The 19987-nt window shown below is 67.0% G+C and carries 27 protein-coding genes; 25 read left to right on the plus strand and 2 right to left on the minus strand.

All coding sequences use genetic code 11. The annotated features are described in order from the left end of the window. Positions 1–2 precede the first annotated feature (2 nt). The 18 genes from rplX to rplQ all read left to right on the plus strand — a co-directional run bounded on the left by rplX (position 3) and on the right by rplQ (position 10804). Complete coding sequence (gene rplX / locus MOX01_RS05345) at positions 3–362, plus strand: 50S ribosomal protein L24 (RefSeq protein WP_045264644.1); 360 nt, start codon at positions 3–5, stop codon at positions 360–362. Beyond that, entirely contained in the window at positions 362–952 is a 591-nt protein-coding gene (gene rplE, locus MOX01_RS05350) for a 50S ribosomal protein L5 (RefSeq protein WP_045264645.1), read from the plus strand. Before rplX ends, rplE begins: the two co-directional genes overlap by 1 nt. A gap of 132 nt (positions 953–1084) precedes the next feature. Continuing rightward, the gene (gene rpsH / locus MOX01_RS05355; protein ID WP_021201117.1) at positions 1085–1483 is read left to right on the plus strand and encodes a 30S ribosomal protein S8; all 399 of its coding nucleotides are present in this window, start codon (positions 1085–1087) and stop codon (positions 1481–1483) included. Between the two features lie 6 nt (positions 1484–1489). Next, positions 1490–2026, plus strand: a complete 537-nt coding sequence (rplF, locus tag MOX01_RS05360; RefSeq protein ID WP_045264646.1) for a 50S ribosomal protein L6 — start codon at positions 1490–1492, stop codon at positions 2024–2026. Between the two features lie 2 nt (positions 2027–2028). Further along, positions 2029–2388, plus strand: coding sequence for a 50S ribosomal protein L18 (gene rplR / locus MOX01_RS05365; protein ID WP_017201578.1), 360 nt, complete (start codon positions 2029–2031; stop codon positions 2386–2388). Between the two features lie 20 nt (positions 2389–2408). Next, positions 2409–3089, plus strand: a complete 681-nt coding sequence (rpsE, locus tag MOX01_RS05370) for a 30S ribosomal protein S5 (RefSeq protein WP_269430495.1) — start codon at positions 2409–2411, stop codon at positions 3087–3089. Next, positions 3089–3274, plus strand: coding sequence for a 50S ribosomal protein L30 (gene rpmD / locus MOX01_RS05375; protein WP_017201575.1), 186 nt, complete (start codon positions 3089–3091; stop codon positions 3272–3274). The genes rpsE and rpmD overlap by 1 nt, the downstream gene beginning before the upstream one ends. After that, positions 3274–3909 (plus strand): 50S ribosomal protein L15, encoded by a 636-nt coding sequence (gene rplO / locus MOX01_RS05380; RefSeq protein ID WP_061016850.1) that lies wholly within the window; start codon positions 3274–3276, stop codon positions 3907–3909. The genes rpmD and rplO overlap by 1 nt, the downstream gene beginning before the upstream one ends. Positions 3910–4092: 183 nt before the next feature. Continuing rightward, positions 4093–5415, plus strand: coding sequence for a preprotein translocase subunit SecY (gene secY, locus MOX01_RS05385; protein ID WP_046747821.1), 1323 nt, complete (start codon positions 4093–4095; stop codon positions 5413–5415). Beyond that, positions 5412–6017, plus strand: a complete 606-nt coding sequence (locus MOX01_RS05390) for an adenylate kinase (RefSeq protein WP_058632584.1) — start codon at positions 5412–5414, stop codon at positions 6015–6017. The genes secY and MOX01_RS05390 overlap by 4 nt, the downstream gene beginning before the upstream one ends. Position 6018: 1 nt before the next feature. Beyond that, positions 6019–6870: a type I methionyl aminopeptidase gene (gene map, locus MOX01_RS05395; protein ID WP_058632585.1), complete on the plus strand. Its 852-nt coding sequence runs from the start codon at positions 6019–6021 to the stop codon at positions 6868–6870. After that, positions 6870–7538, plus strand: coding sequence for a DsbA family protein (locus MOX01_RS05400; protein WP_046747824.1), 669 nt, complete (start codon positions 6870–6872; stop codon positions 7536–7538). The genes map and MOX01_RS05400 overlap by 1 nt, the downstream gene beginning before the upstream one ends. Positions 7539–7703: 165 nt before the next feature. Continuing rightward, positions 7704–7925 carry a translation initiation factor IF-1 gene (infA, locus tag MOX01_RS05405; protein ID WP_017201569.1) on the plus strand — a complete coding sequence of 74 codons (222 nt, stop codon included), beginning with the start codon at positions 7704–7706 and terminating at the stop codon, positions 7923–7925. Between the two features lie 64 nt (positions 7926–7989). Next, positions 7990–8106 (plus strand): 50S ribosomal protein L36, encoded by a 117-nt coding sequence (gene rpmJ / locus MOX01_RS05410; RefSeq protein ID WP_005050492.1) that lies wholly within the window; start codon positions 7990–7992, stop codon positions 8104–8106. A 178-nt stretch (positions 8107–8284) separates the two neighbouring features. Beyond that, positions 8285–8659: a 30S ribosomal protein S13 gene (gene rpsM, locus MOX01_RS05415; protein WP_017201568.1), complete on the plus strand. Its 375-nt coding sequence runs from the start codon at positions 8285–8287 to the stop codon at positions 8657–8659. Positions 8660–8690: 31 nt separating this feature from the next. Then, positions 8691–9089, plus strand: a complete 399-nt coding sequence (gene rpsK, locus MOX01_RS05420; RefSeq protein ID WP_017829189.1) for a 30S ribosomal protein S11 — start codon at positions 8691–8693, stop codon at positions 9087–9089. Positions 9090–9223: 134 nt separating this feature from the next. After that, positions 9224–10213, plus strand: coding sequence for a DNA-directed RNA polymerase subunit alpha (locus tag MOX01_RS05425; protein WP_021201111.1), 990 nt, complete (start codon positions 9224–9226; stop codon positions 10211–10213). A gap of 33 nt (positions 10214–10246) precedes the next feature. Next, positions 10247–10804 (plus strand): 50S ribosomal protein L17, encoded by a 558-nt coding sequence (gene rplQ, locus MOX01_RS05430; protein ID WP_058632586.1) that lies wholly within the window; start codon positions 10247–10249, stop codon positions 10802–10804. Between the two features lie 69 nt (positions 10805–10873). On the opposite strand, the gene MOX01_RS05435 is transcribed toward rplQ, so the two are convergent. Then, on the minus strand, positions 10874–12448 hold the full coding sequence (locus tag MOX01_RS05435) for an AMP-binding protein (RefSeq protein WP_141368705.1): 1575 nt from the start codon (positions 12446–12448) through the stop codon (positions 10874–10876). 101 nt (positions 12449–12549) lie between these two features. Continuing rightward, the gene (locus MOX01_RS05440; protein ID WP_141368707.1) at positions 12550–13764 is read right to left on the minus strand and encodes a PAS domain-containing protein; all 1215 of its coding nucleotides are present in this window, start codon (positions 13762–13764) and stop codon (positions 12550–12552) included. 163 nt (positions 13765–13927) lie between these two features. Here MOX01_RS05440 and MOX01_RS05445 point away from each other — a divergent pair, with 163 nt between their 5' ends. The 7 genes from MOX01_RS05445 to MOX01_RS05475 are packed head-to-tail and all read left to right on the plus strand — an operon-like array spanning position 13928 to position 19957. Next, on the plus strand, positions 13928–14947 hold the full coding sequence (locus MOX01_RS05445; protein ID WP_113680411.1) for a Bug family tripartite tricarboxylate transporter substrate binding protein: 1020 nt from the start codon (positions 13928–13930) through the stop codon (positions 14945–14947). A gap of 1 nt (position 14948) precedes the next feature. Beyond that, entirely contained in the window at positions 14949–15518 is a 570-nt protein-coding gene (locus MOX01_RS05450; protein WP_230977809.1) for a tripartite tricarboxylate transporter TctB family protein, read from the plus strand. After that, positions 15518–17065, plus strand: coding sequence for a tripartite tricarboxylate transporter permease (locus tag MOX01_RS05455; protein WP_113680412.1), 1548 nt, complete (start codon positions 15518–15520; stop codon positions 17063–17065). Before MOX01_RS05450 ends, MOX01_RS05455 begins: the two co-directional genes overlap by 1 nt. Positions 17066–17113: 48 nt before the next feature. Further along, the gene (locus MOX01_RS05460) at positions 17114–17911 is read left to right on the plus strand and encodes a sulfite exporter TauE/SafE family protein (protein WP_141368709.1); all 798 of its coding nucleotides are present in this window, start codon (positions 17114–17116) and stop codon (positions 17909–17911) included. A 30-nt stretch (positions 17912–17941) separates the two neighbouring features. Beyond that, positions 17942–18412, plus strand: a complete 471-nt coding sequence (locus MOX01_RS05465) for an FAS1-like dehydratase domain-containing protein (RefSeq protein WP_045264659.1) — start codon at positions 17942–17944, stop codon at positions 18410–18412. Continuing rightward, positions 18412–18810, plus strand: a complete 399-nt coding sequence (locus MOX01_RS05470; protein WP_061018535.1) for a MaoC/PaaZ C-terminal domain-containing protein — start codon at positions 18412–18414, stop codon at positions 18808–18810. Before MOX01_RS05465 ends, MOX01_RS05470 begins: the two co-directional genes overlap by 1 nt. 13 nt (positions 18811–18823) lie before the next feature. Further along, positions 18824–19957 (plus strand): UDP-N-acetylmuramate dehydrogenase, encoded by a 1134-nt coding sequence (locus tag MOX01_RS05475; protein ID WP_058632593.1) that lies wholly within the window; start codon positions 18824–18826, stop codon positions 19955–19957. Positions 19958–19987: the final 30 nt, after the last annotated feature.

The following is a 19987-nucleotide window of genomic DNA, read 5'->3' on the forward strand; positions in this document are numbered from 1 at the left end:
TCATGGCGAAGATCAAGAAGGGTGACCTGGTTCAGGTCATCACCGGTGCCACGCAGGAGCGTGGCGGCGACCGTGGCAAGCAGGGCAAGGTCCTGGATGTCCTCGCCGACAAGAACCGCGTGATCGTCGAAGGCGTGAACTACGTCACCAAGCACACCCGCGTCGGCCAGACGCAGCGTGGCACCAAGACCGGAGGCATCGAGACCGTCGAAGCCTCCATCCACATCTCGAACGTCGCACTCGTCGACCCCTCGACCAAGAAGCCGACCAAGGTCGGCCACCGGGTCGAGGAGCAGACGAAGGACGGCGTGAAGCGCACCGTCCGTGTGCGCTACGCGAAGAAGAGCGGTAAGGACCTCTGATGAGCACCGACACTGCCGCGCCGGCTGGCAAGATCCAGCCGCGCCTGAAGCAGAAGTACAACACCGAGATCAAGAAGGCTCTGCAGGAAGAGTTCGGCTACGCGAACGTCATGCAGATTCCCGGACTGGTCAAGGTCGTCGTGAACACCGGTGTCGGCGAGGCAGCTCGCGACAGCAAGGTGATCGATGGCGCGGTCGACGATCTCACCAAGATCACCGGCCAGAAGCCGATCGTCACGAAGGCTCGCAAGTCCATCGCGCAGTTCAAGCTGCGCGAGGGACAGGCCATCGGCGCGCACGTCACCCTCCGTGGTGACCGCGCGTGGGAGTTCGTGGATCGCCTCGTCTCGCTCGCACTGCCCCGTATCCGCGACTTCCGCGGTCTCTCGGGCAAGCAGTTCGACGGCAACGGCAACTACACCTTCGGTCTCCAGGAGCAGAGCGTGTTCCACGAGATCGATCAGGACAAGATCGACCGGGTTCGCGGTTTCGACATCACCGTCGTCACCACCGCGAAGACGGATGACGAGGGCCGGGCACTGCTCCGCCACCTCGGCTTCCCGTTCCGCTCAGAAGACGCACAGGCGTAACACCCTCGACGGGCTCAGTGGTCTCGTGTCACTGAGCCCGTCGATGTGCACGTACAATTGAAAATTGCGTGTCATCGCAGGCCGTCTGTCGTGTAACGGCAGCCGGAACCTCATGAACAAAGGAAAACAACAATGACAATGACAGACCCGGTCGCAGATCTGCTGACCCGTCTGCGCAACGCGAACTCGGCGCACCACGATTCCGTGACCCTGCCGTCGAGCAAGCTCAAGACGCACATCGCTCAGATCCTCCAGCAGGAGGGCTACATCGCCGGCTGGGAGACCTCTGACGCCCGCGTCGGACAGAACCTCACGCTGACGCTGAAGTACGGTCCCAACCGTGAGCGCTCCATCGCTGGCATCAAGCGCGTCTCGAAGCCCGGTCTCCGTGTTTACGCGAAGTCGACCGAGCTCCCCACGGTCCTCGGCGGCCTTGGCGTGGCGATCCTGTCCACCTCCTCCGGTCTTCTCACCGACCGTCAGGCAGAGCAGAAGGGCGTGGGCGGAGAAGTTCTCGCCTACGTGTGGTAATTCGAAATGTCGCGTATTGGACGACTTCCCATCGACGTTCCTGCGGGCGTGACCGTTTCGGTCAACGGCCGTGAGGTCGCGGTGAAGGGCCCCAAGGGTGAGCTCACCCTCACGGTGGCCAGCCCCATCGAGGTCGCGGTCGAGGAGAACCAGGTTCTGGTCTCCCGTCCCGACGACGAGCGCGAGTCGCGGTCGCTTCACGGCCTGACCCGCACGCTCATCAACAACAACATCATCGGCGTGACCCAGGGCTACACCAAGGGTCTCGAGGTCGTCGGTACCGGTTACCGCGTGCAGCAGAAGGGCAGCTCGGTCGAGTTCGCCCTCGGCTTCTCGCACCCGGTCCTGATCGACCCGCCCGCCGGCATCACGCTCACGGTCGAGGGCACCACGAAGCTCACCGTCAGCGGGATCGACAAGCAGGCTGTCGGCGAGGCAGCTGCCAACATCCGCAAGATCCGCAAGCCCGAGCCGTACAAGGGCAAGGGTGTGCGCTACGCCGGCGAGAACGTGCGTCGCAAGGCCGGAAAGAGTGGTAAGTAACCATGGCTCTCAAGTCAAAGTCTGACGCCCGCGCGCGTCGTCACGCCCGCCTTCGCAAGAAGGTCGTCGGCACCGAGGCGCGTCCGCGTCTCGTCGTCAACCGCTCGGCCCGCCACGTCTTCGTGCAGCTGGTCGACGACAGCAAGGGTCACACCGTTGCGTCGGCTTCGACGCTCGAGACCGACCTGCGCTCGCTCGAGGGTGACAAGACCGCCAAGGCCCGCAAGGTCGGCGAGCTCCTCGCCGAGCGTGCGAAGGCTGCCGGCGTTTCCGAGGCAGTGTTCGACCGTGGCGGCAACCGCTACGCCGGTCGTGTCGCCGCCATCGCCGACGGCGCCCGCGAGGGGGGTCTGGCACTGTGAGTGACAACAAGGAGAACGAAGTGACCGAAGCGGCTGCTGCCACTTCCGAGACGGCTGCCGGCACCACGCAGGCCGAGCCGGCTCGCGACTCGCGTGACGGCCGCCGCGGCGGCCGTGGCGACCGCAACCAGGGTGGCGGTCGTGACCGCAACTCCCGTGACCGCGGCGACAACCAGTTCCTGGAGCGCGTCGTCACCATCAACCGCGTCTCGAAGGTCGTGAAGGGTGGTCGTCGCTTCAGCTTCACCGCCCTCGTGGTCGTCGGTGACGGCAACGGTCTGGTCGGTGTCGGCTACGGCAAGGCCCGCGAGGTCCCTCTGGCGATCTCGAAGGGTGTCGAAGAGGCCAAGCGCAACTTCTTCCGCGTTCCGCGCGTCGGCAGCACCATCCCGCACCCCGTGCAGGGTGAGGCGGCCGCCGGTGTGGTTCTGCTCCGTCCGGCTGCCGCCGGTACCGGTGTCATCGCCGGTGGTCCGGTCCGCGCCGTGCTCGAGTGCGCCGGTATCCACGACGTGCTGTCGAAGTCGCTCGGCTCGTCGAACACGATCAACATCGTGCACGCGACGGTCACCGCCCTGAAGCAGCTCGAGGAGCCTCGTGCGGTCGCCGCACGTCGTGGCCTCGAGTTCGACCAGGTTGCCCCTGCGCGTCTCGTGCGCGCCGAGGCAGACGCCATCGCCGCACAGAAGGTAGGTGCCTGATGGCCGCGCGACTGAAGGTCACGCAGATCAAGTCCAAGGTGAGCGAGAAGCAGAACCAGCGCGACACGCTGCGCAGCCTCGGTCTGAAGCGGATCGGTGACACCACCGTCCGCCCCGACGACGCGCAGACGCGCGGTTACGTCAAGACCGTCGCCCACCTCGTCAAGGTTGAGGAGATCGACTAATGGCCGAGAAGAACGAGGCCGTCGAGGCTGAGAAGGCCCCGAAGAAGGCTGCGGCTCCCAAGGCTGCCGCCGAGAAGAAGCCGGCTGCGAAGAAGGCTCCGGCCAAGACCGCTGCCGCCGATGCCAAGGCTGAGGGCGCTGCCAAGAAGCCTGCCGCCAAGAAGGCGACGCCGGCGAAGGATGCTCCGGCATCCCGCCCCGGCGTGCTGAAGGTGCACCACCTGCGTCCGGTCCCCGGATCCAACACCGCCAAGACTCGCGTCGGCCGTGGTGAGGGTTCCAAGGGTAAGACCGCTGGTCGTGGAACCAAGGGCACCAAGGCGCGCAACACCGTTCGCGTCGGCTTCGAGGGTGGGCAGATGCCGCTGCACATGCGCACCCCGAAGCTGCGCGGGTTCAAGAACCCGTTCCGCGTGGAGTACCAGGTCGTGAACCTGGAGAAGCTCGCGGAGCTGTACCCGAAGGGTGGCGACGTCACCGTCGGCGACCTGGTCGCCAAGGGTGCCGTTCGCAAGAACGAGAAGGTCAAGGTTCTCGGAAACGGCGACATCGCCGTGAAGCTCACCGTTTCGGTCGACAAGGTCTCGGGTTCTGCCGAGCAGAAGATCGTCGCGGCCGGCGGATCCGTCAAGTAACCGCACAGCAAGAGGGGCCGGAGATTCTCCGGCCCCTCTTGTGGTTTCACACTCCGAGACCTTGCTCTGGGGCCGCATCCGGCGGGCCTGGTATCGGTGGCGAATTCCGGGAAGCCCGGTTTGCGTTACCCTGGTCTTTCAGCCGTCCTTCGGGAATCGGCAACCTTTTCAGGAGGAACGTCCTTGTTTAGCGCCATCGCGCGGATCTTCCGCACCCCAGACCTGCGGCGGAAGATCGGTTTCACTCTCGCCATCGTCGCGATCTACCGACTCGGCTCCAACGTCCCGGCTCCGTTCGTGGACTTCCCGAACGTCGAGGAGTGTCTCGCCGCCAACGCCGGCACCGATGGGCTGCTCGGGCTGGTCAACCTGTTCTCCGGTGGTGCACTGCTGCAGCTGTCGATCTTCGCGCTCGGTGTCATGCCGTACATCACCGCGACGATCATCACGCAGCTCCTGCGCGTGGTCATCCCGCACTTCGAGGCGCTGCACAAGGAAGGACAGGCCGGTCAGGCCCGTCTGACGCAGTACACGCGTTACCTCACGATCGCCCTCGCGCTGCTGCAGTCGACGACTCTCGTCACGGTGGCGCGCAGCGGCCAGCTCTTCGGAACCACCGACCTCGCGGCCTGCCAGCAGCTTCTGACGAACGACGTGTGGTGGGCGCAGCTGCTCATCATCATGGCGATGACGGCCGGTACCGGTCTGATCATGTGGTTCGCAGAGCTCGTCACCGAGCGGGGCATCGGCAACGGCATGTCGCTGCTCATCTTCACCTCGATCGCCGCGACGTTCCCCGGCGCCATGGGTCTGATCTGGCAGACCAAGGGCTTCGAGGTCTTCCTGCTCGTGCTGCTGGTCGGGATCATCGTGATGGGGCTCGTCGTGTTCGTCGAGCAATCCCAGCGACGGATCCCCGTGCAGTACGCCAAGCGCATGGTCGGTCGACGCACCTACGGCGGCACGAACACCTACATCCCGATCAAGGTGAACATGGCGGGTGTGATCCCCGTGATCTTCGCCTCGTCGCTGCTGTACATCCCGGCCCTCATCGCGCAGTTCAACACCCCGCAGGACGGATCTACTCCGGCGGCCTGGGTGACCTGGATCACGACGAACTTCACGACCGGCAACAGCCCCGTGTACATGGCGGCGTACTTCCTGCTGATCATCGGGTTCACCTACTTCTACGTGGCGATCACCTTCAACCCGGTCGAGGTCGCCGACAACATGAAGAAGTACGGCGGGTTCATCCCCGGCATCCGTGCGGGGCGTCCGACGGCCGAGTACCTCGACTACGTGCTCACCCGCATCACGCTCCCCGGCTCCCTCTACCTCGGTCTGATCGCGCTCATCCCGCTCATCGCCCTGGCCACCGTCGGCGCCAACCAGAACTTCCCGTTCGGCGGCGCCTCGATCCTCATCATCGTCGGTGTGGGTCTCGAGACGGTCAAGCAGATCGATGCGCAGCTGCAGCAGCGACACTACGAAGGGCTCCTCCGATGACAGCTTCCGCACGTCTTCTCATCGTCGGCCCGCAGGGCTCGGGCAAAGGCACGCAGGGCGTGCGGATCGCCGAGTCCTACGGCATCCCGGTCGTGTCGACCGGCGACATCTTCCGCGCGAACATCAAGGAGGGAACGCCGCTCGGCCAGCAGGTCACGGCGATCCTCGACAAGGGTGACCTCGTTCCGGATGAGCTGACCAGCGAGATCGTGCGCGACCGTCTGTCGCAGGAGGACGCAGCGCAGGGTTTCCTCCTCGACGGCTACCCGCGCAACACCGCACAGGTCGACCACCTCGAGTCGTTCCTCTCCGAACGGGGTGAGGCGCTCGACGCCGTCATCCTCCTCGACGTGCCCCGCGAGGAGAGCCTGGAGCGTCTGACGCTCCGTGCGACCGAGCAGGGACGCTCCGACGACACCCCCGAGGCCATCGGTCACCGTCTCGACATCTACGAGAACGAGACCGCCCCGATCCTTGAGGTCTATGGCGCCAAGGGCATCGTCGACCGCATCGACGGCGTCGGCTCGCTCGACGAGATCACCGAGCGCATCGCACAGGCTCTGGCCGCGCGCGGCCTGCGTCCCGCGGTCTCCACCTCCTGAGATGTTCCGCCGGTCGATCTACAAGACCCCGGCTCAGTTGCGGGCCATGGTGGAGCCCGGGCTGATCACGGCAGCGGCACTGGACGCCGTCCGCCCGCTGATCAAGGCCGGGGTCACCACCCTCGAACTCGACACCGTGGCGAACCGCACCATCCTCGCCCGCGGCGCCGAGTCGAATTTCCAGCTGGTGCGCGGCTACCACCACACGACCTGCATCTCGGTGAACGAGCAGGTCGTGCACGGGATCCCGGGGGAGCGGGTGCTCCAGCCGGGAGACATCGTGTCGGTCGACTGCGGTGCGCAGTTCCGCGGGTGGAACGGCGACAGCGCCATCACGGTCGTCGTGCCCGACCCGGAGCGCCCGGAGCTCGTCGCCCAGCGCGAAGAGCTCTCCCGCGTCACCGAGGGGTCGATGTGGGCCGGGATCGCCGCCATGGCCTCGGTCTCGTCCATCGACGAGATCGGCGCGGCCATCCAGGACTACATCGAGGCTCAGGGGCCCTCAGCGGTCTCGGGCGAGCCCTACGGCATCCTGCGCGAGTACGTGGGTCACGGCATCGGGCGCAAGATGCACGAGGCCCCCAGCGTCTTCAACTACCGCACGCCCGATCGTGGCGAAGACGTGAAGCCCGGTCTGGTGCTCGCGATCGAGCCCATGGTCACCGCCGGCGGAGATGCGACCTTCATCGAGGAGGACGACTGGACCGTCACGACGGTGGACGGTACGGACGGCTCCCATTGGGAACATAGTGTCGCCCTGCATGATGGGGGTATCTGGGTGCTCACCGCGCCCGATGGAGGAAGAGCCGGACTCGCCCCGTTCGGGGTAGAGCCTCGAGAGATCGGAAAGTAATGGCAGCGGCGAAGAGCAACACCAACTGGTTCGCGATCGGCGTCTCGATCGCCGTCGTCGTGGTGCTGGTGGCGATCGGCGGTCTCGTGGTGTTCCTCAACAACCAGGCCACCGCGCCCGGTGCGACGCCCAAGGCCAACGACACGTTCAACTCCGAGACCGGGGCGATCTCGTTCGGGGACGGCGAAGACACGATCGCGGTGTTCGTCGATTTCCAGTGCCCGGTCTGCAAGACCTTCGAGGACCAGTTCGGTGGACAGCTGGAGGCTGCGGCCGCCGACGGTCGTATCACCCTCGAGTACCACCCCATCGCGATCCTCGACCGGTTCTCGCAGGGGACCGAGTACTCGTCGCGCTCGGCCGGTGCCGCGGTGTGCGTCGCCGAGTCGAACCCGGAGCTGTACCTCGACTTCGCCAAGACGCTGTTCGAGAACCAGCCCGCGGAGAACACCTCGGGTCTCACCAACGACCAGCTCGCGGGCTTCGCGACGCAGGTCGGCGCAGACGACGCCGTGTCGTGCATCACCGATGAGACGTACCGCAAGTTCGGGGCAGCCCAGGCGAAGTCGCACGAGATCGCGGGAACGCCGACGGTCGAGATCAACGGAACGCGCCTCAACCTGCAGGACCAGGCCGACCTCAAGAAGTTCACCGACCTGATCAGCTGAGCCCGCTGCTCGTCCGCCGCGCGCGGTCGAGTTGCCGGATGGCTCCGGAGCGTCTAACATAGATCTTTGGTGCTTTGTGCCTTGATTCGGCGTGTCCGTCGGCGCAGTACCGCAATCCCATCACCCACCGCAGATCGACCGATCTGCAGAAGCGTCAGCGAGGCTATGGCTAAGAAAGACGGTGTCATCGAGATCGAGGGCGTGATCTCCGAGGCTCTGCCCAACGCGATGTTCCGCGTTGAGCTCAGCAACGGACACAAGGTCCTTGCAACGATCTCCGGCAAGATGCGGCAGAACTACATCCGCATCATCCCCGAGGACCGCGTGGTCGTGGAGCTCAGCCCCTACGACCTCACCCGCGGCCGTATCGTCTACCGCTACCGCTGATCGGTCGAGAAGTAACGGCCTGCCCCTGCCGGGGGCGGTACGAAGACAGCGAACAGGAAACATCATGAAGGTCAACCCCAGCGTCAAGCCCATCTGCGATCACTGCAAGGTGATCCGCCGTCACGGCCGCGTCATGGTGATCTGCAAGAGCAACCCGCGTCACAAGCAGCGCCAGGGCTGAGTCCCTGGCGGGCCCGCCGGTCTGATCGACGGGCCCGCGCTGTGCGGTATCGCTCACGCACATCTCACAACTGAATACACAACGGCAGGATCAGAACCCGCGCATGCGGGGGACACCTCGGGGCGGAGGCCCGGGCACCGATCCTGTTCCACACCTCCACAACACCCAGGAGAACCGCATGGCACGTCTTGCCGGCGTTGACATCCCGCGCGACAAGCGCGTGGTGATCGCCCTTACCTACATCTACGGCGTCGGCCGTACCCGCTCGGTCGAGATCCTCAAGGCGACGGACATCGACGAGAGCATCCGCGTGAAGGACCTCAGCGACGACCAGCTGATCGCCCTCCGCGACCACATCGAAGGCAACTACAAGGTGGAGGGTGACCTGCGCCGCGAGGTTGCAGCAGACATCCGCCGCAAGGTCGAGATCGGCTCCTACGAGGGCATCCGCCACCGTCGTGGTCTCCCGGTCCGTGGTCAGCGCACCAAGACCAACGCCCGTACCCGCAAGGGCCCGAAGCGCACCGTCGCAGGCAAGAAGAAGGCCCGCTAAGCGCGGCCCCAGGGACTAGGAGAACACTTTCATGGCTGCACCCAAGGCCGCCGCGCGCAAGCCGCGCCGCAAGGAAAAGAAGAACATCGCGCTGGGCCAGGCCCACATCAAGTCGACGTTCAACAACACGATCGTCTCGATCACCGACCCGTCCGGCGCCGTCATCGCCTGGGCATCGTCGGGTGGCGTGGGCTTCAAGGGCTCCCGCAAGTCGACCCCGTACGCCGCCGGCATGGCTGCCGAGTCCGCTGCCCGTCAGGCTGCGGAGCACGGCGTCAAGAAGGTCGACGTCCTCGTGAAGGGTCCGGGCTCCGGCCGCGAGACCGCGATCCGCTCGCTCCAGGCCGCAGGCCTCGAGGTCGGCTCGATCCAGGACGTCACCCCGCAGGCACACAACGGCTGCCGTCCGCCGAAGCGTCGCCGCGTCTGATTCGCGTGTCGAGCCGCTCGGTCCCTTCGCGGTCTGAGCGGCTCGACGCCCGCGTGCGGGCATCGACTTCCACAACTCAAAACCTCACCCCACCACATGTCATATAGCGGGCATGTGATCGAAAGGAACACAGAGTGCTTATTGCACAGCGTCCCACACTGACCGAGGAAAAGATCGTCGAGAACCGTAGCCGGTTCATCATCGAGCCTCTGGAGCCCGGCTTCGGTTACACGATCGGCAACGCGCTGCGCCGCAGCCTGCTGTCGTCGATCCCCGGTGCTGCTGTCACCAGCGTTCGCATCGACGGCGTGCTGCACGAGTTCAGCACCATCCCCGGCGTGAAGGAGGATGTCACCGAGATCATCCTCAACATCAAGCAGCTCGTCGTCTCGTCGGAGCGCGATGAGCCCATCACCGCGTACCTGCGCAAGACCGGTGCGGGCGAAGTCACCGCCGCTGACATCTCGGCTCCGGCCGGTGTCGAGGTGCAGAACCCCGAGCTCGTCATCGCGACGTTGAACGACACCGCGAAGTTCGAGCTCGAGCTCACCATCGAGCGTGGCCGTGGCTACGTCTCGGCGACGCAGAACCGCAACGAGTATGCCGAGGCCGGTCAGATCCCGATCGACTCGATCTACTCGCCGGTCCTCAAGGTCAGCTACCGCGTCGACGCGACCCGTGCCGGGGAGCGCACCGACTTCGACAAGCTCGTCCTGGATGTCGAGACCAAGTCGGCGATCAGCCCCCGCGACGCCGTCGCTTCGGCTGCGAAGACGCTCACCGAGCTGTTCGGTCTCGCCCGCGAGCTGAACGTCGAGGCCGAGGGCATCGAGATCGGCCCGGCGCCGGTGGAGGCAGTGAACTCCAGCGAGCTGTCGATGCCGATCGAGGACCTCGACCTGTCGGTCCGCTCGTACAACTGCCTGAAGCGTGAGGGCATCAACACCGTTTCCGAGCTCGTCGCCCTGTCGGAGACGCAGCTCATGAACATCCGCAATTTCGGCCAGAAGTCGGTCGACGAGGTGCGCGACAAGCTCATCTCGCTCGGTCTGTCGCTCAAGGATTCGGTGCCCGGTTTCGACGGCGCCCACTTCTACGGCGGCAGCGAAGACGAGTCCTTCTGATACCCGACCTTTCTGACCAGGAGTTAGACGATTATGCCCAAGCCCACTAAGGGTCCCCGCCTCGGAGGCGGCCCCGCCCACGAGCGCCTGATGCTTGCCAACCTCGCGGCGGCGCTCTACACCCACAAGTCGATCAAGACGACCGAGACCAAGGCCAAGCGCCTTCGTCCGCTCGCCGAGCGACTGATCACGTTCGCCAAGCGTGGCGACCTGCACGCGCGTCGTCGCGTGCTCTCGGTCATCGGTGACAAGGAAGTCGTGCACGTCCTGTTCTCCGAGATCGCGCCGCTCGTCGCGGACCGTGAGGGTGGCTACACCCGCATCACGAAGGTCGGCAACCGCAAGGGCGACAACGCTCCGATGGCCGTGATCGAGCTCGTCCTCGAGCCCGTCACCCCGAAGGCGAAGTCGACCAAGAAGGCTGCTTCTCCGAAGGCCGAGAAGGCCGAGAAGCCGGCTGAGGTCGTCGAGGAGGCTCCCGCTGAGGAGGCTCCCGCCGACGAGACCGTCGAGGCCGGCGCCGAGTCGCAGGCCGAAGGCGAAGCCGCTGAGGCTGCTGCCGAGGACGCTGTCGAGAAGAAGTCCGAGTAAGCACTCGCTCACGAAGAAGCCCGCCGCCCTTTCGGGGTGGCGGGCTTCTTCGTGTTCCGGGCGACGTCGTCAGCGCGCGCGCAGATCCTTGCGCAGGATCTTCCCCGAGCTCGATTTGGGGATCACATCGATGAACTCCACTTGCCGGACTTTCTCGTGCGGTGCCACGTGTGCGGCCACGTGCGCCATGACCGATTCTGCATCGAGGTCGGCGCTCGGCTGACGGACGACGAACGCCTTCGGCACCTCCTGCCCGTCTTCATCGAAGGCACCGATGACGGCCGCATCGGCGATGGCGGGGTGCTCGAGCAGCACGGCTTCCAGCACGGCGGGTGCCACCTGATAGCCCTTGTACTTGATGAGCTCCTTGAGCCGGTCGACGATCCGGTAGATGCCGTCGTGCGTGACAGTCGCCACATCGCCGGTGTGCAACCAACCATCGGCGTCGAGCATCTCCGCCGTGGCATCCGGGCGATTGAGGTACCCGACCATCACCTGGGGGCCGCGCACCCACAGCTCACCGGGCTCGCTCGTTCCCGACTCGGGCACCGTGACGTCCTCGCCCGACTCGGGGTCGACGAGGCGTGCTTCCGTGTTCGGAACGAGGGGACCGATGCTCGAGCGGTCGATGTCGGTGCGTGTTTCGGAGGTGAGGTTCACCGCGGGACTGGTCTCGGTCATGCCGTAGCCCTGGGTGACGATACAGCCCAGCCGGTTGGCCACCGCCGAGGCCAGCGCTCCGTCGAGAGGGGCGGCGCCGGAGAAGACGACCTTCACAGAGGAGAGGTCGTACTGGTCGATGATCGGGTGCTTCGCAAGGGCGACCGCGATCGGGGGAGCGACGAACACCCACGTGGTGCGGTGCTCGGCGATGATGCGCAGGAACTCGGGAAGGTCGAACTTCGGCATCGTGACGAGTCCGGCGCGCTGTCGCAGCGCGAAGTTCAGCAGCACCGTCATGCCGTAGATGTGGAAGAAGGGCAGGACGGCGAGCACCCGGTCGCTCGCAACGACGCCGAGCACCGGGCCGCACTGCGACACGTTCGCGACCAGGTTGCGGTGCGTGAGCATCACGCCCTTCGGGCGTCCGGTCGTTCCCGAGGAGTAGGGGAGCACGGCGAGGTGGGTGGACGGGTCGAAGGACACAGCCGGTGCCGGGTGCCCTTCGCCGAGGAGTGCAGCGAGCGATGTGTGTCCGTCCGCGCCGTCGAGCACGATCACATGATCGGCATCGAAGCCGAGCTTCTCGGCAGCGGCCTGAGCTCCGGGGAGGAGCGGGGAGACCGTCACGAGCCAGGTCGCGCCGGCATCTGTGAGCTGATTCGCGATCTCCTCCGCCGTGTAGAGGGAGTTGATCGTGGTGGCCGTCGCCCCCGCGCGGAGGATGCCGTGGAACACGGTCGCGAAGGCGGGGACGTTGGGGCAGAGCACCCCGACCGTCGTGCCGACTCCCACCCCACGCGCCGCGAGAGCGCCGGCGAACAGATCGATCTGCCCGACGAGTTGACGATAGGTCGTGGTCGCGCCGCTCACGCCGTCGACGAGCGCGACGGTGTCGAGTTCGGCGTCGGTGAGGTCGCCGAAGAGGAACTGGTGGATGGAGACCTCGGGGATCTCCACATCGGGATAGGTACTGCGAACCATGAGATCTCCTTCGATCCGGGCAGGCTGACGACGTCGTCGGATGCGATCCAGTGTCGCACACAATGGCACTGCGTCCCAGGTGAATCGCGTACGTCCGAGAGTCAGACGGCGGCGCGATACCGGGTGCTCGGGCGGCCCTTGGTCGAGTAGTCGAGGGAGCGCGTCGCACTGCCGGACGCGGCGAGGTGCTCGAGGTAGCGGCGGGCACTGACGCGCGAGATGTCGAGGTCTTCGCCGATCTCGGTCGCCGACGCATCGGGGCGGGCGACGAGGGCGGCGGAGACACGGTCGAGCGTCTCCGCGCTGAGGCCCTTGGGCAGGCCGAGCCGCTGTCGGAAGGCGATGATGGCATCCGCCGCCTCCACGCGGCGGACCACGTCGTGCAGCTCGGTGTGATCGCGCAGCAGGAGCGTCGCGCCGATGCCACCGGTGCCCGCATCGCTTCCGGTGCTCCGGGCGACGAGCACGTGCGACCCCACGATCACCGGCCGTCCGGCCGACTCGCCCTCTCGGAGCACGGTCGTGAGCTCCTCGCCGAGCGCGTCGGCGGCGGGCTCACCGTCGAGGTCAGCCGCGTCTCGGCCCAGGAAGCGGGCGGCGGCGTCGTTCACGAGCGTGATCCGTCCGCCGTCGTCCACCGTGATGACCCCTTCGCTGAGACCGTGCAGCGTCGTCTCCTGGTTCTTGACGAGGGCGGCGATCTGATGCGGCTCGAGACGGTAGATGCGCCGACGGATGATCGAGGTCACCCACGCGGATCCGAACACTCCGAGCACCGCGGCGGCCAGCATGGCGGAGATCAACCACACCAGGTTGGACGAGAACTCCTCGCTGAGCTCCGACTCGAGGATGCCGACGGACGCGGTGCCGATCACGTCGCCCTCGTCGTCGCGGATGGGCACCTTGACCCGCCAGGAGGTGCCCAGCGTGCCGGTCTGCGTGCCGACGTAGATCTCGCCCGAGAGCGGGATCGACGGGTCGGTGGAGACCTTCTCGCCGATGCGGTCGGGGTTCGGGTGGGAATAGCGGATGCCCTCTTCGTTGGCGACGACGACGTAGGCGAGATCGGATGCCTCGCGGATGACCTCGGCGATCGGCTGGATCACGGCGGACGGCTCGACGTCGTCGAAGGCCGCGTGCACCGTGGGGAGGGCGGCGACCGATTGCGCGACGGCCTGCATCCGATCCTTGTAGGCCTCGCGGAGCGCCTGTTCCTGGAACGCTCCAGCCACGATGCCGGTCGCCAGGGTCACCAGGAACACGATCAGCGCTTGCAGCACGAGCAACTGCACGCGGAGCGTCATCTTCGAGGCCACGTGCTCATTCTGGCCTCTCCACGAGTGGGGCGCGAGCGGGGTCGGGAGCCGCTCGCGACCAATAGTTCCGAAACTCCGACCAATGGTTTCCGAAGCTGGAGCACCGGTACTCCGACCTCCATGGTGGATCCACAGCATCACGAACGCTCAAGGAGGAGCGCACATGAAGAACGCACGCATCGGAACGTGGACCGCCCTGGCCGCGGTGGCCGCACTCACACTCACCTCGTGCGCCGGAGGCAGCGCAGCGACCGACGACGCGGGAGGGGAAGCGGAGGTCGCCGCGATCACCGACGTGTCGATCGTCGTGCCGGCGGACCCCGGTGGTGGATGGGATCAGACCGGACGTGCCCTCTCGCAGGTGCTCACCCAGGACGACCTCGTGACCTCCGCTCCCGTGACCAACGTCGGCGGTGCAGGCGGCACCGTCGGCCTCGCGCAGCTCGCGAACGAGAAGGACCCGAACACGCTGATGGTGATGGGTCTGGTCATGGTCGGCGCGGTCGAGACCAACGCCTCGGCGGTGCGGATCGAGGACACCACCCCGATCGCCCGGCTCACCGACGAGCCGCTCGTCGTGGTGGTGCCGGCCGACTCGAAGTACGACACCCTGGAAGACCTCGTGGACGACATCGTCGACAACGGCCAGTCCGTCACGATCACGGGCGGCTCCGCGGGCGGCGCCGACCACATCCTCGCCGGACTCATGCTCGAGGAGGCCGGGCTCGATGGCGCCGAGATCGCGGAGAAGCTCAACTACACTCCGAACTCCGGCGGCGGGGAGGCCGTTCCGCTCCTCATCGGCGGCAAGGTCGCTGCGGGCATCTCGGGGGTGGGCGAGTTCGCCCAGCACGTCGAGAGCGGCGCGCTCAAGGCCCTGGCGGTGTCCAGCGACGAGCCGGTGTCGCAGCTTCCCGATGTACCGACCATCACAGAAGAGGGCTACGACGTGGTGCTCACCAACTGGCGTGGGGTGATCGCTCCCGGCGGCATCTCCGACGGCGAGAAGGACGAGCTCGTGCGGGTGATCACCGAACTGCACGAGTCCGAAGCCTGGACGGAGCAGCTCGAGACCAAGGGCTGGACCGACGCGTTCCTGGTGGGCGAGGAGTTCGACGAGTTCCTCACGGGGAACATCGAAGAGGTCACCGCGACGCTGAAGAACATCGGTCTGGTGCAGTGACATGACGGTCCCCGCATCGTCGGGGACAGGGGAGCAGGGGGTGCGGGTCGACCACGGCGGTCGGCCCGCACGCCGCTCTCCCTCCGTCCCCGTCGGCGAACTCGTGTTCGCCGGAATCATGGTCGCGCTCGGTGTCTTCGCCGTCGTCGGCATCTTCCTGATCCATGTCCCCGTCGGCATGAAGGCCGGCCCCACGGTCTTCCCGATCTTCGTCTCCGTGATCCTGCTCGCCTCCGCGGTCGCTGTGCTCGTCGGCGTGCTGCGCGGGGAGCGCGGCGGTGCCGAGGAGGCGGAAGACATCGATGAGAGTCTGCCCACCGACTGGGTCACCCTCGCCAAGCTGGCCGGCCTCGTCGTCGCGCACCTGCTCCTGATCGAACCCCTCGGCTGGGCACCCGCTGCAGCCCTGCTGTTCGGCGGGGTGGCGTGGTCGCTCGCCGCCAAGCGGTGGTGGATGGCGTTCCTCGTCGGCATCGTCGTGGCGTTCGTGATCCAGGTCGTCTTCGGCGGTCTGCTCGGTCTGTCGCTGCCGTGGGGACCGGCCCTCGGCTGGCTCGGAAGGATGTTCTGATGGACAGCTGGACTCTGCTCCTGGAGGGCTTCGCGACCGCGCTGCAGCCCGAATACCTCGCGTTCGCCTTCCTCGGAGTCTTCGTGGGCACCGCGGTCGGCGTGCTCCCCGGTATCGGCCCCGCCATGACGGTGGCGCTGCTGCTGCCCCTCACCTACACGCTTGACCCCGCCGCCGCGTTGATCACCTTCGCGGGCATCTACTACGGCGGCATGTACGGCGGCTCGACCACGAGCATCCTCCTGAACACACCGGGGGAGTCGGCCTCGATCGTCACGGCCATCGAGGGCAACAAGATGGCCAGGATGGGACGCGGTGCCGCCGCCCTCGCCACCGCCGCCATCGGATCGTTCATCGCCGGCACGCTGGCGACCCTCGGGCTGACCCTCCTCGCTCCGCTGCTCGCGCAGTTCGCGGTGAACCTCGGACCCGCCGACTACGTCGCCCTCATCGTGATCGCGTTCATCACGGTCGGTGCGCTGATCGGCAGCTCGATCTCGCGCGGCATGCTCTCGCTCGGCGTCGGCCTGTTCCTCGGGCTCGTCGGCACCGACTGGCTCTCCGGGCAGCAGCGCTACACGCTGGGTCTGCCCGCGCTCTCGGACGGCGTCGACATCGTCCTGGTAGCGGTCGGACTGTTCGCGGTCGGTGAGACGTTCTACATCGCGGCTCGGCTGCGACACGGCGGGATCGACGTGATCCCGGTCACCCGCGGGTGGCGGTCCTGGATGACGAAGTCCGATTGGCGCAGGTCCTGGAGACCCTGGCTGCGGGGCACCGCGATCGGGTTCCCGATCGGGACGATCCCCGCCGGTGGGGCGGACGTGGCCACTTTCCTGTCCTACGCGACGGAGCGGAAGCTGTCGAAGCACAAGGACGAGTTCGGGCGTGGCGCGATCGAGGGCGTCGCCGGACCCGAGTCGGCGAACAACGCCGCCGCGGCCGGTGTGCTGGTGCCTCTGCTCACCCTGGGCCTGCCGACCACGGCGACCGCGGCGATCATCCTCACCGCGTTCCAGTCCTACGGCATCCAGCCGGGGCCGCTGCTGTTCGAGAGCCAGTCGAATCTGGTGTGGGCGCTCATCGCGAGCCTCTACATCGGCAATGTCATCCTGATCGTGCTCAACCTTCCGCTCGTGGGCATGTGGGTGAAGCTGCTGCAGATCCCGCGGCCGTACCTGTACGCGGGCATCCTGCTGTTCGCGGTGTTCGGTGCGTATGCGCTGCACAGCTCGCCGTCGGACATCGTGATCCTGCTGATCGTCGGCATCCTCGGTTACTTCATGCGCAGATACGGATACCCCGTCGCGCCGCTCGTGGTCGGGATGATCCTCGGACCGATGGCGGAGGAGCAGCTGCGCAAGGCACTGCAGCTGAGCCAGGGCGACCTGAGCACGCTGGTCATGCAGCCGTTCGCCGCCATCGCCTACGGGGTGCTCGCACTGCTGATCGTCGGGGGCCTGTGGCTGCGACGCCGTCAGCGCCGGTACGAGCAGGCTCTCACCGAGTCGATCGCCGTGCCGATCAAGGCCGACTCCGAGGTCTGATCCGGGAGCGGATTCGAGCGGACAGGAGGCCGCGAGTAGGCTGATCCGGTGAATGATGCCCAGGCTCCCGCACGAGGGCCTCGTGCCTACACGGCGTTCATCGGGATCGGCCTTCTCGCAGGCCTCCTCTCCGGTCTCTTCGGCGTGGGAGGCGGTACGGTCATCGTCCCGCTACTGGTGCTCCTGCTGCACTTCGATCAGCGCCTTGCAGCGGGCACCTCGCTCGCCGCTATCGTGCCGACCGCCGGCGTGGGAGTGATCTCGTACGCGACGACCGGATCGGTGGCCTGGATCCCGGCGATCATCCTCGCGGCCGGTGCTGTGGTGGGCGCGCAGATCGGCACTCGACTGCTGCCGCGCATCTCGCAGACCGCCCTGCGCTGGGGCTTCGTCGGCTTCCTCGTCGTCGTGATCGTCAGCCTCTTCCTCGTGATCCCGTCGCGCGATGCCGTGTTCGAACTCTCCTGGCTGAGTGGCCTCGCCCTCGTCGGAGTCGGCGTCGGCACCGGTATCCTCGCCGGGCTGATCGGCGTCGGCGGCGGAGTGATCGTCGTCCCCGTGCTGATGCTGGCCTTCGGCACGAGCGACCTGGTCGCCAAGGGCACCTCGCTGCTCATGATGATCCCGACGGCGATCTCGGGCACCGTGGGGAACTTCCGCAACCGCAACGTCGATCTGCTCGCGGCGCTGCTCATCGGCGTCTCCGCCTGCACGACGACAGCTCTCGGCGCGTGGCTGGCCACCATCGTCGACCCCACCCTGGGCAACATGCTGTTCGCGGCATATCTCGTCGTGATCGCCGTGCAGATGGCGATCAAGGCGGTCAGAGGGCGCAAGCGGGCCTGACGCACGGCGCGGCCTCGGTAGGATCGAGGGGTGGCAGTGAACCAAGAACTGGTCGGCAGGGAATTCCCGCCGACGGCCCCGTACCTCGTCGGCCGCGAGAAGGTGCGCGAGTTCGCTCGTGCGGTCTTCGCCGACGCCCCGCAGCACACCGACGTCGAGGCGGCCCGCGCTGCCGGCTTCTCCGACGTCGTGGCGCCGCCGACGTTCGCGATGGTCATCCAAGACCTCACGCTCCAGCAGCTGCTGGGCCAGGAGGATTCCGGCATCGCGCTCGAGCGCACCATCCACGCAGAGCAGCGCTTCACCTACACGCGCCCGATCGTCGCAGGAGATGAGCTCACCGCCCAGCTGCGGGTCACCGGCATCCGCATGATGGGCGGGAACGCGATGATCACCAGCGAGGCCGAGATCACCGACCCGGCGGGAGCCCACGTCGTGACCGCCACCAGCGTGCTGCTCGTCGGCGCCGAGCCGAGCGCCGAGGAAGAGGGGGCCGCCTGATGGGCTACACCGTCGGAGACGTGGTCGCCGAGCGCACCGTGCACCTCACCCGCGAATCGCTCGTCCGCTACGCGGGAGCATCCGGGGACTTCAACCCCATCCACTACCGCGACGACGTGGCGGCCTCTGTCGGGCTCCCCGGCGTGCTCGCGCACGGCATGCTCACGATGGGCATCGCCTCGTCGGTGGTCGTCGCCGCACTCGCACCGGAGACGCGCATCCTCGATTACGGGGTGCGCTTCACCAAGCCCGTCGTGGTCGACCCGGTCGAGGGCGCCGATGTCACCGTCGTGGCCACCGTCGGCGCTGTCGACGAGGAGGTCGCCCGCATCGACCTCAAGGTCACGTTCGGCGACACCACCGTGCTCGTCAAGGCGCAGCTGCGCGTCGCCGTCTGATGAGGACGGTCTGATGCGGGAGATCGAGGCGGTCCGGCTCGCGGAGCTGACCACACTGCGCACGGGCGCGGCGCCGGAGCGGATGTTCGAGGCGACCACGACTTCCGGACTGGTCGACGCTCTGCGCGAGACCTGGGCTCGCGGCGACGAGTGGTTCGTCCTCGGTGGCGGATCCAATCTCTTCGTGGGCGACGAGCCGTTCGAGGGCACGGTCATCCGCGTGCGCACCGAGGGCATCGACGAGCTGCCGTCCCCCCACGCGGGTCGCATCCGTCTGCGTGCGCAGGCCGGACACGGCTGGGACGACTTCGTCGCGTACGCCGTCGCGCACGGCTACGCGGGTCTCGAGGCGATGAGCGGGATCCCCGGTACCGTCGGCGCGGCCCCCGTGCAGAACATCGGCGCGTACGGCCAGGAGATCCAGGAGACGCTGGTCGAGGTCGAGCTGATCGACGAAGCGACCGGTGAGGTCTCGACCGTTCCCGCCGCGGAACTCGGGCTGGGCTTCCGCACCTCGGTGCTCAAGCATCACCACGGCAGCGTGCCGCTGCGCCGTGCCGTGATCCTCTCGGTGACCGTCGACCTGCTGGTCGCCGGTGAGCGCGTGGTGCGCGGCGAGCAGCTGCGTCGGGCGCTCGGCCTCACGGACGACACCCCGGTTCCGCTGGGCTGGGTGCGGGAGCGCATCCTGGCGACTCGGGCATCGAAGGGCATGCTGCTCGATGCGGACGATCCGGACACTCACGGTGTCGGCTCGTTCTTCCAGAACGCGATCGTGACGGCGACCGTGGCCGCAGCGCTGCCGCCGGAATGCCCGCGCTGGCCGGTCGCCCCCGACCTCGACGCCGTGACGGTCATCCCGCTCGCGTCCTACGACGGGCAGGTGCCGCTGTCGAAGCCGGCCGCCGTCTCCGACGTCAAGGTGAGCGCGGCGTGGCTCATCGAGCAGGCAGGCATCCGCAAGGGGTTCAAGCTGCCGCACTCCCGCGCATCCGTGTCGACGAAGCACGCGCTCGCTCTGACCAACCGAGGCGGCGCGACCGCTGGTGAGGTCGCCGAGCTCGCGCGGTTCATCCAGAGCAGGGTGCACGCCGAGTTCGGTCTCGTGCTGCAGCCGGAGCCCGTTCTCGTCGGCGTCGAGCTCTAGAGCGTCGAGGGGTAGGGCACGTCGTCGGTC

Source organism: Microbacterium oxydans (genome assembly GCF_006540085.1).
Lineage (GTDB): Bacteria > Actinomycetota > Actinomycetes > Actinomycetales > Microbacteriaceae > Microbacterium > Microbacterium oxydans.

Coding starts and splice junctions, on each gene's coding strand:
- rplX (WP_045264644.1), top strand. CDS start 3: ATGGCGAAGATCAAGAAGGGTGACCTGGTTCAGGTCATCACCGGTGCC.
- rplE (WP_045264645.1), top strand. CDS start 362: ATGAGCACCGACACTGCCGCGCCGGCTGGCAAGATCCAGCCGCGCCTG.
- rpsH (WP_021201117.1), top strand. CDS start 1,085: ATGACAATGACAGACCCGGTCGCAGATCTGCTGACCCGTCTGCGCAAC.
- rplF (WP_045264646.1), top strand. CDS start 1,490: ATGTCGCGTATTGGACGACTTCCCATCGACGTTCCTGCGGGCGTGACC.
- rplR (WP_017201578.1), top strand. CDS start 2,029: ATGGCTCTCAAGTCAAAGTCTGACGCCCGCGCGCGTCGTCACGCCCGC.
- rpmD (WP_017201575.1), top strand. CDS start 3,089: ATGGCCGCGCGACTGAAGGTCACGCAGATCAAGTCCAAGGTGAGCGAG.
- rplO (WP_061016850.1), top strand. CDS start 3,274: ATGGCCGAGAAGAACGAGGCCGTCGAGGCTGAGAAGGCCCCGAAGAAG.
- MOX01_RS05390 (WP_058632584.1), top strand. CDS start 5,412: ATGACAGCTTCCGCACGTCTTCTCATCGTCGGCCCGCAGGGCTCGGGC.
- map (WP_058632585.1), top strand. CDS start 6,019: ATGTTCCGCCGGTCGATCTACAAGACCCCGGCTCAGTTGCGGGCCATG.
- MOX01_RS05400 (WP_046747824.1), top strand. CDS start 6,870: ATGGCAGCGGCGAAGAGCAACACCAACTGGTTCGCGATCGGCGTCTCG.
- infA (WP_017201569.1), top strand. CDS start 7,704: ATGGCTAAGAAAGACGGTGTCATCGAGATCGAGGGCGTGATCTCCGAG.
- rpmJ (WP_005050492.1), top strand. CDS start 7,990: ATGAAGGTCAACCCCAGCGTCAAGCCCATCTGCGATCACTGCAAGGTG.
- rpsM (WP_017201568.1), top strand. CDS start 8,285: ATGGCACGTCTTGCCGGCGTTGACATCCCGCGCGACAAGCGCGTGGTG.
- rpsK (WP_017829189.1), top strand. CDS start 8,691: ATGGCTGCACCCAAGGCCGCCGCGCGCAAGCCGCGCCGCAAGGAAAAG.
- rplQ (WP_058632586.1), top strand. CDS start 10,247: ATGCCCAAGCCCACTAAGGGTCCCCGCCTCGGAGGCGGCCCCGCCCAC.
- MOX01_RS05435 (WP_141368705.1), bottom strand. CDS start 12,448: ATGGTTCGCAGTACCTATCCCGATGTGGAGATCCCCGAGGTCTCCATC.
- MOX01_RS05445 (WP_113680411.1), top strand. CDS start 13,928: ATGAAGAACGCACGCATCGGAACGTGGACCGCCCTGGCCGCGGTGGCC.
- MOX01_RS05450 (WP_230977809.1), top strand. CDS start 14,949: ATGACGGTCCCCGCATCGTCGGGGACAGGGGAGCAGGGGGTGCGGGTC.
- MOX01_RS05455 (WP_113680412.1), top strand. CDS start 15,518: ATGGACAGCTGGACTCTGCTCCTGGAGGGCTTCGCGACCGCGCTGCAG.
- MOX01_RS05470 (WP_061018535.1), top strand. CDS start 18,412: ATGGGCTACACCGTCGGAGACGTGGTCGCCGAGCGCACCGTGCACCTC.
- MOX01_RS05475 (WP_058632593.1), top strand. CDS start 18,824: ATGCGGGAGATCGAGGCGGTCCGGCTCGCGGAGCTGACCACACTGCGC.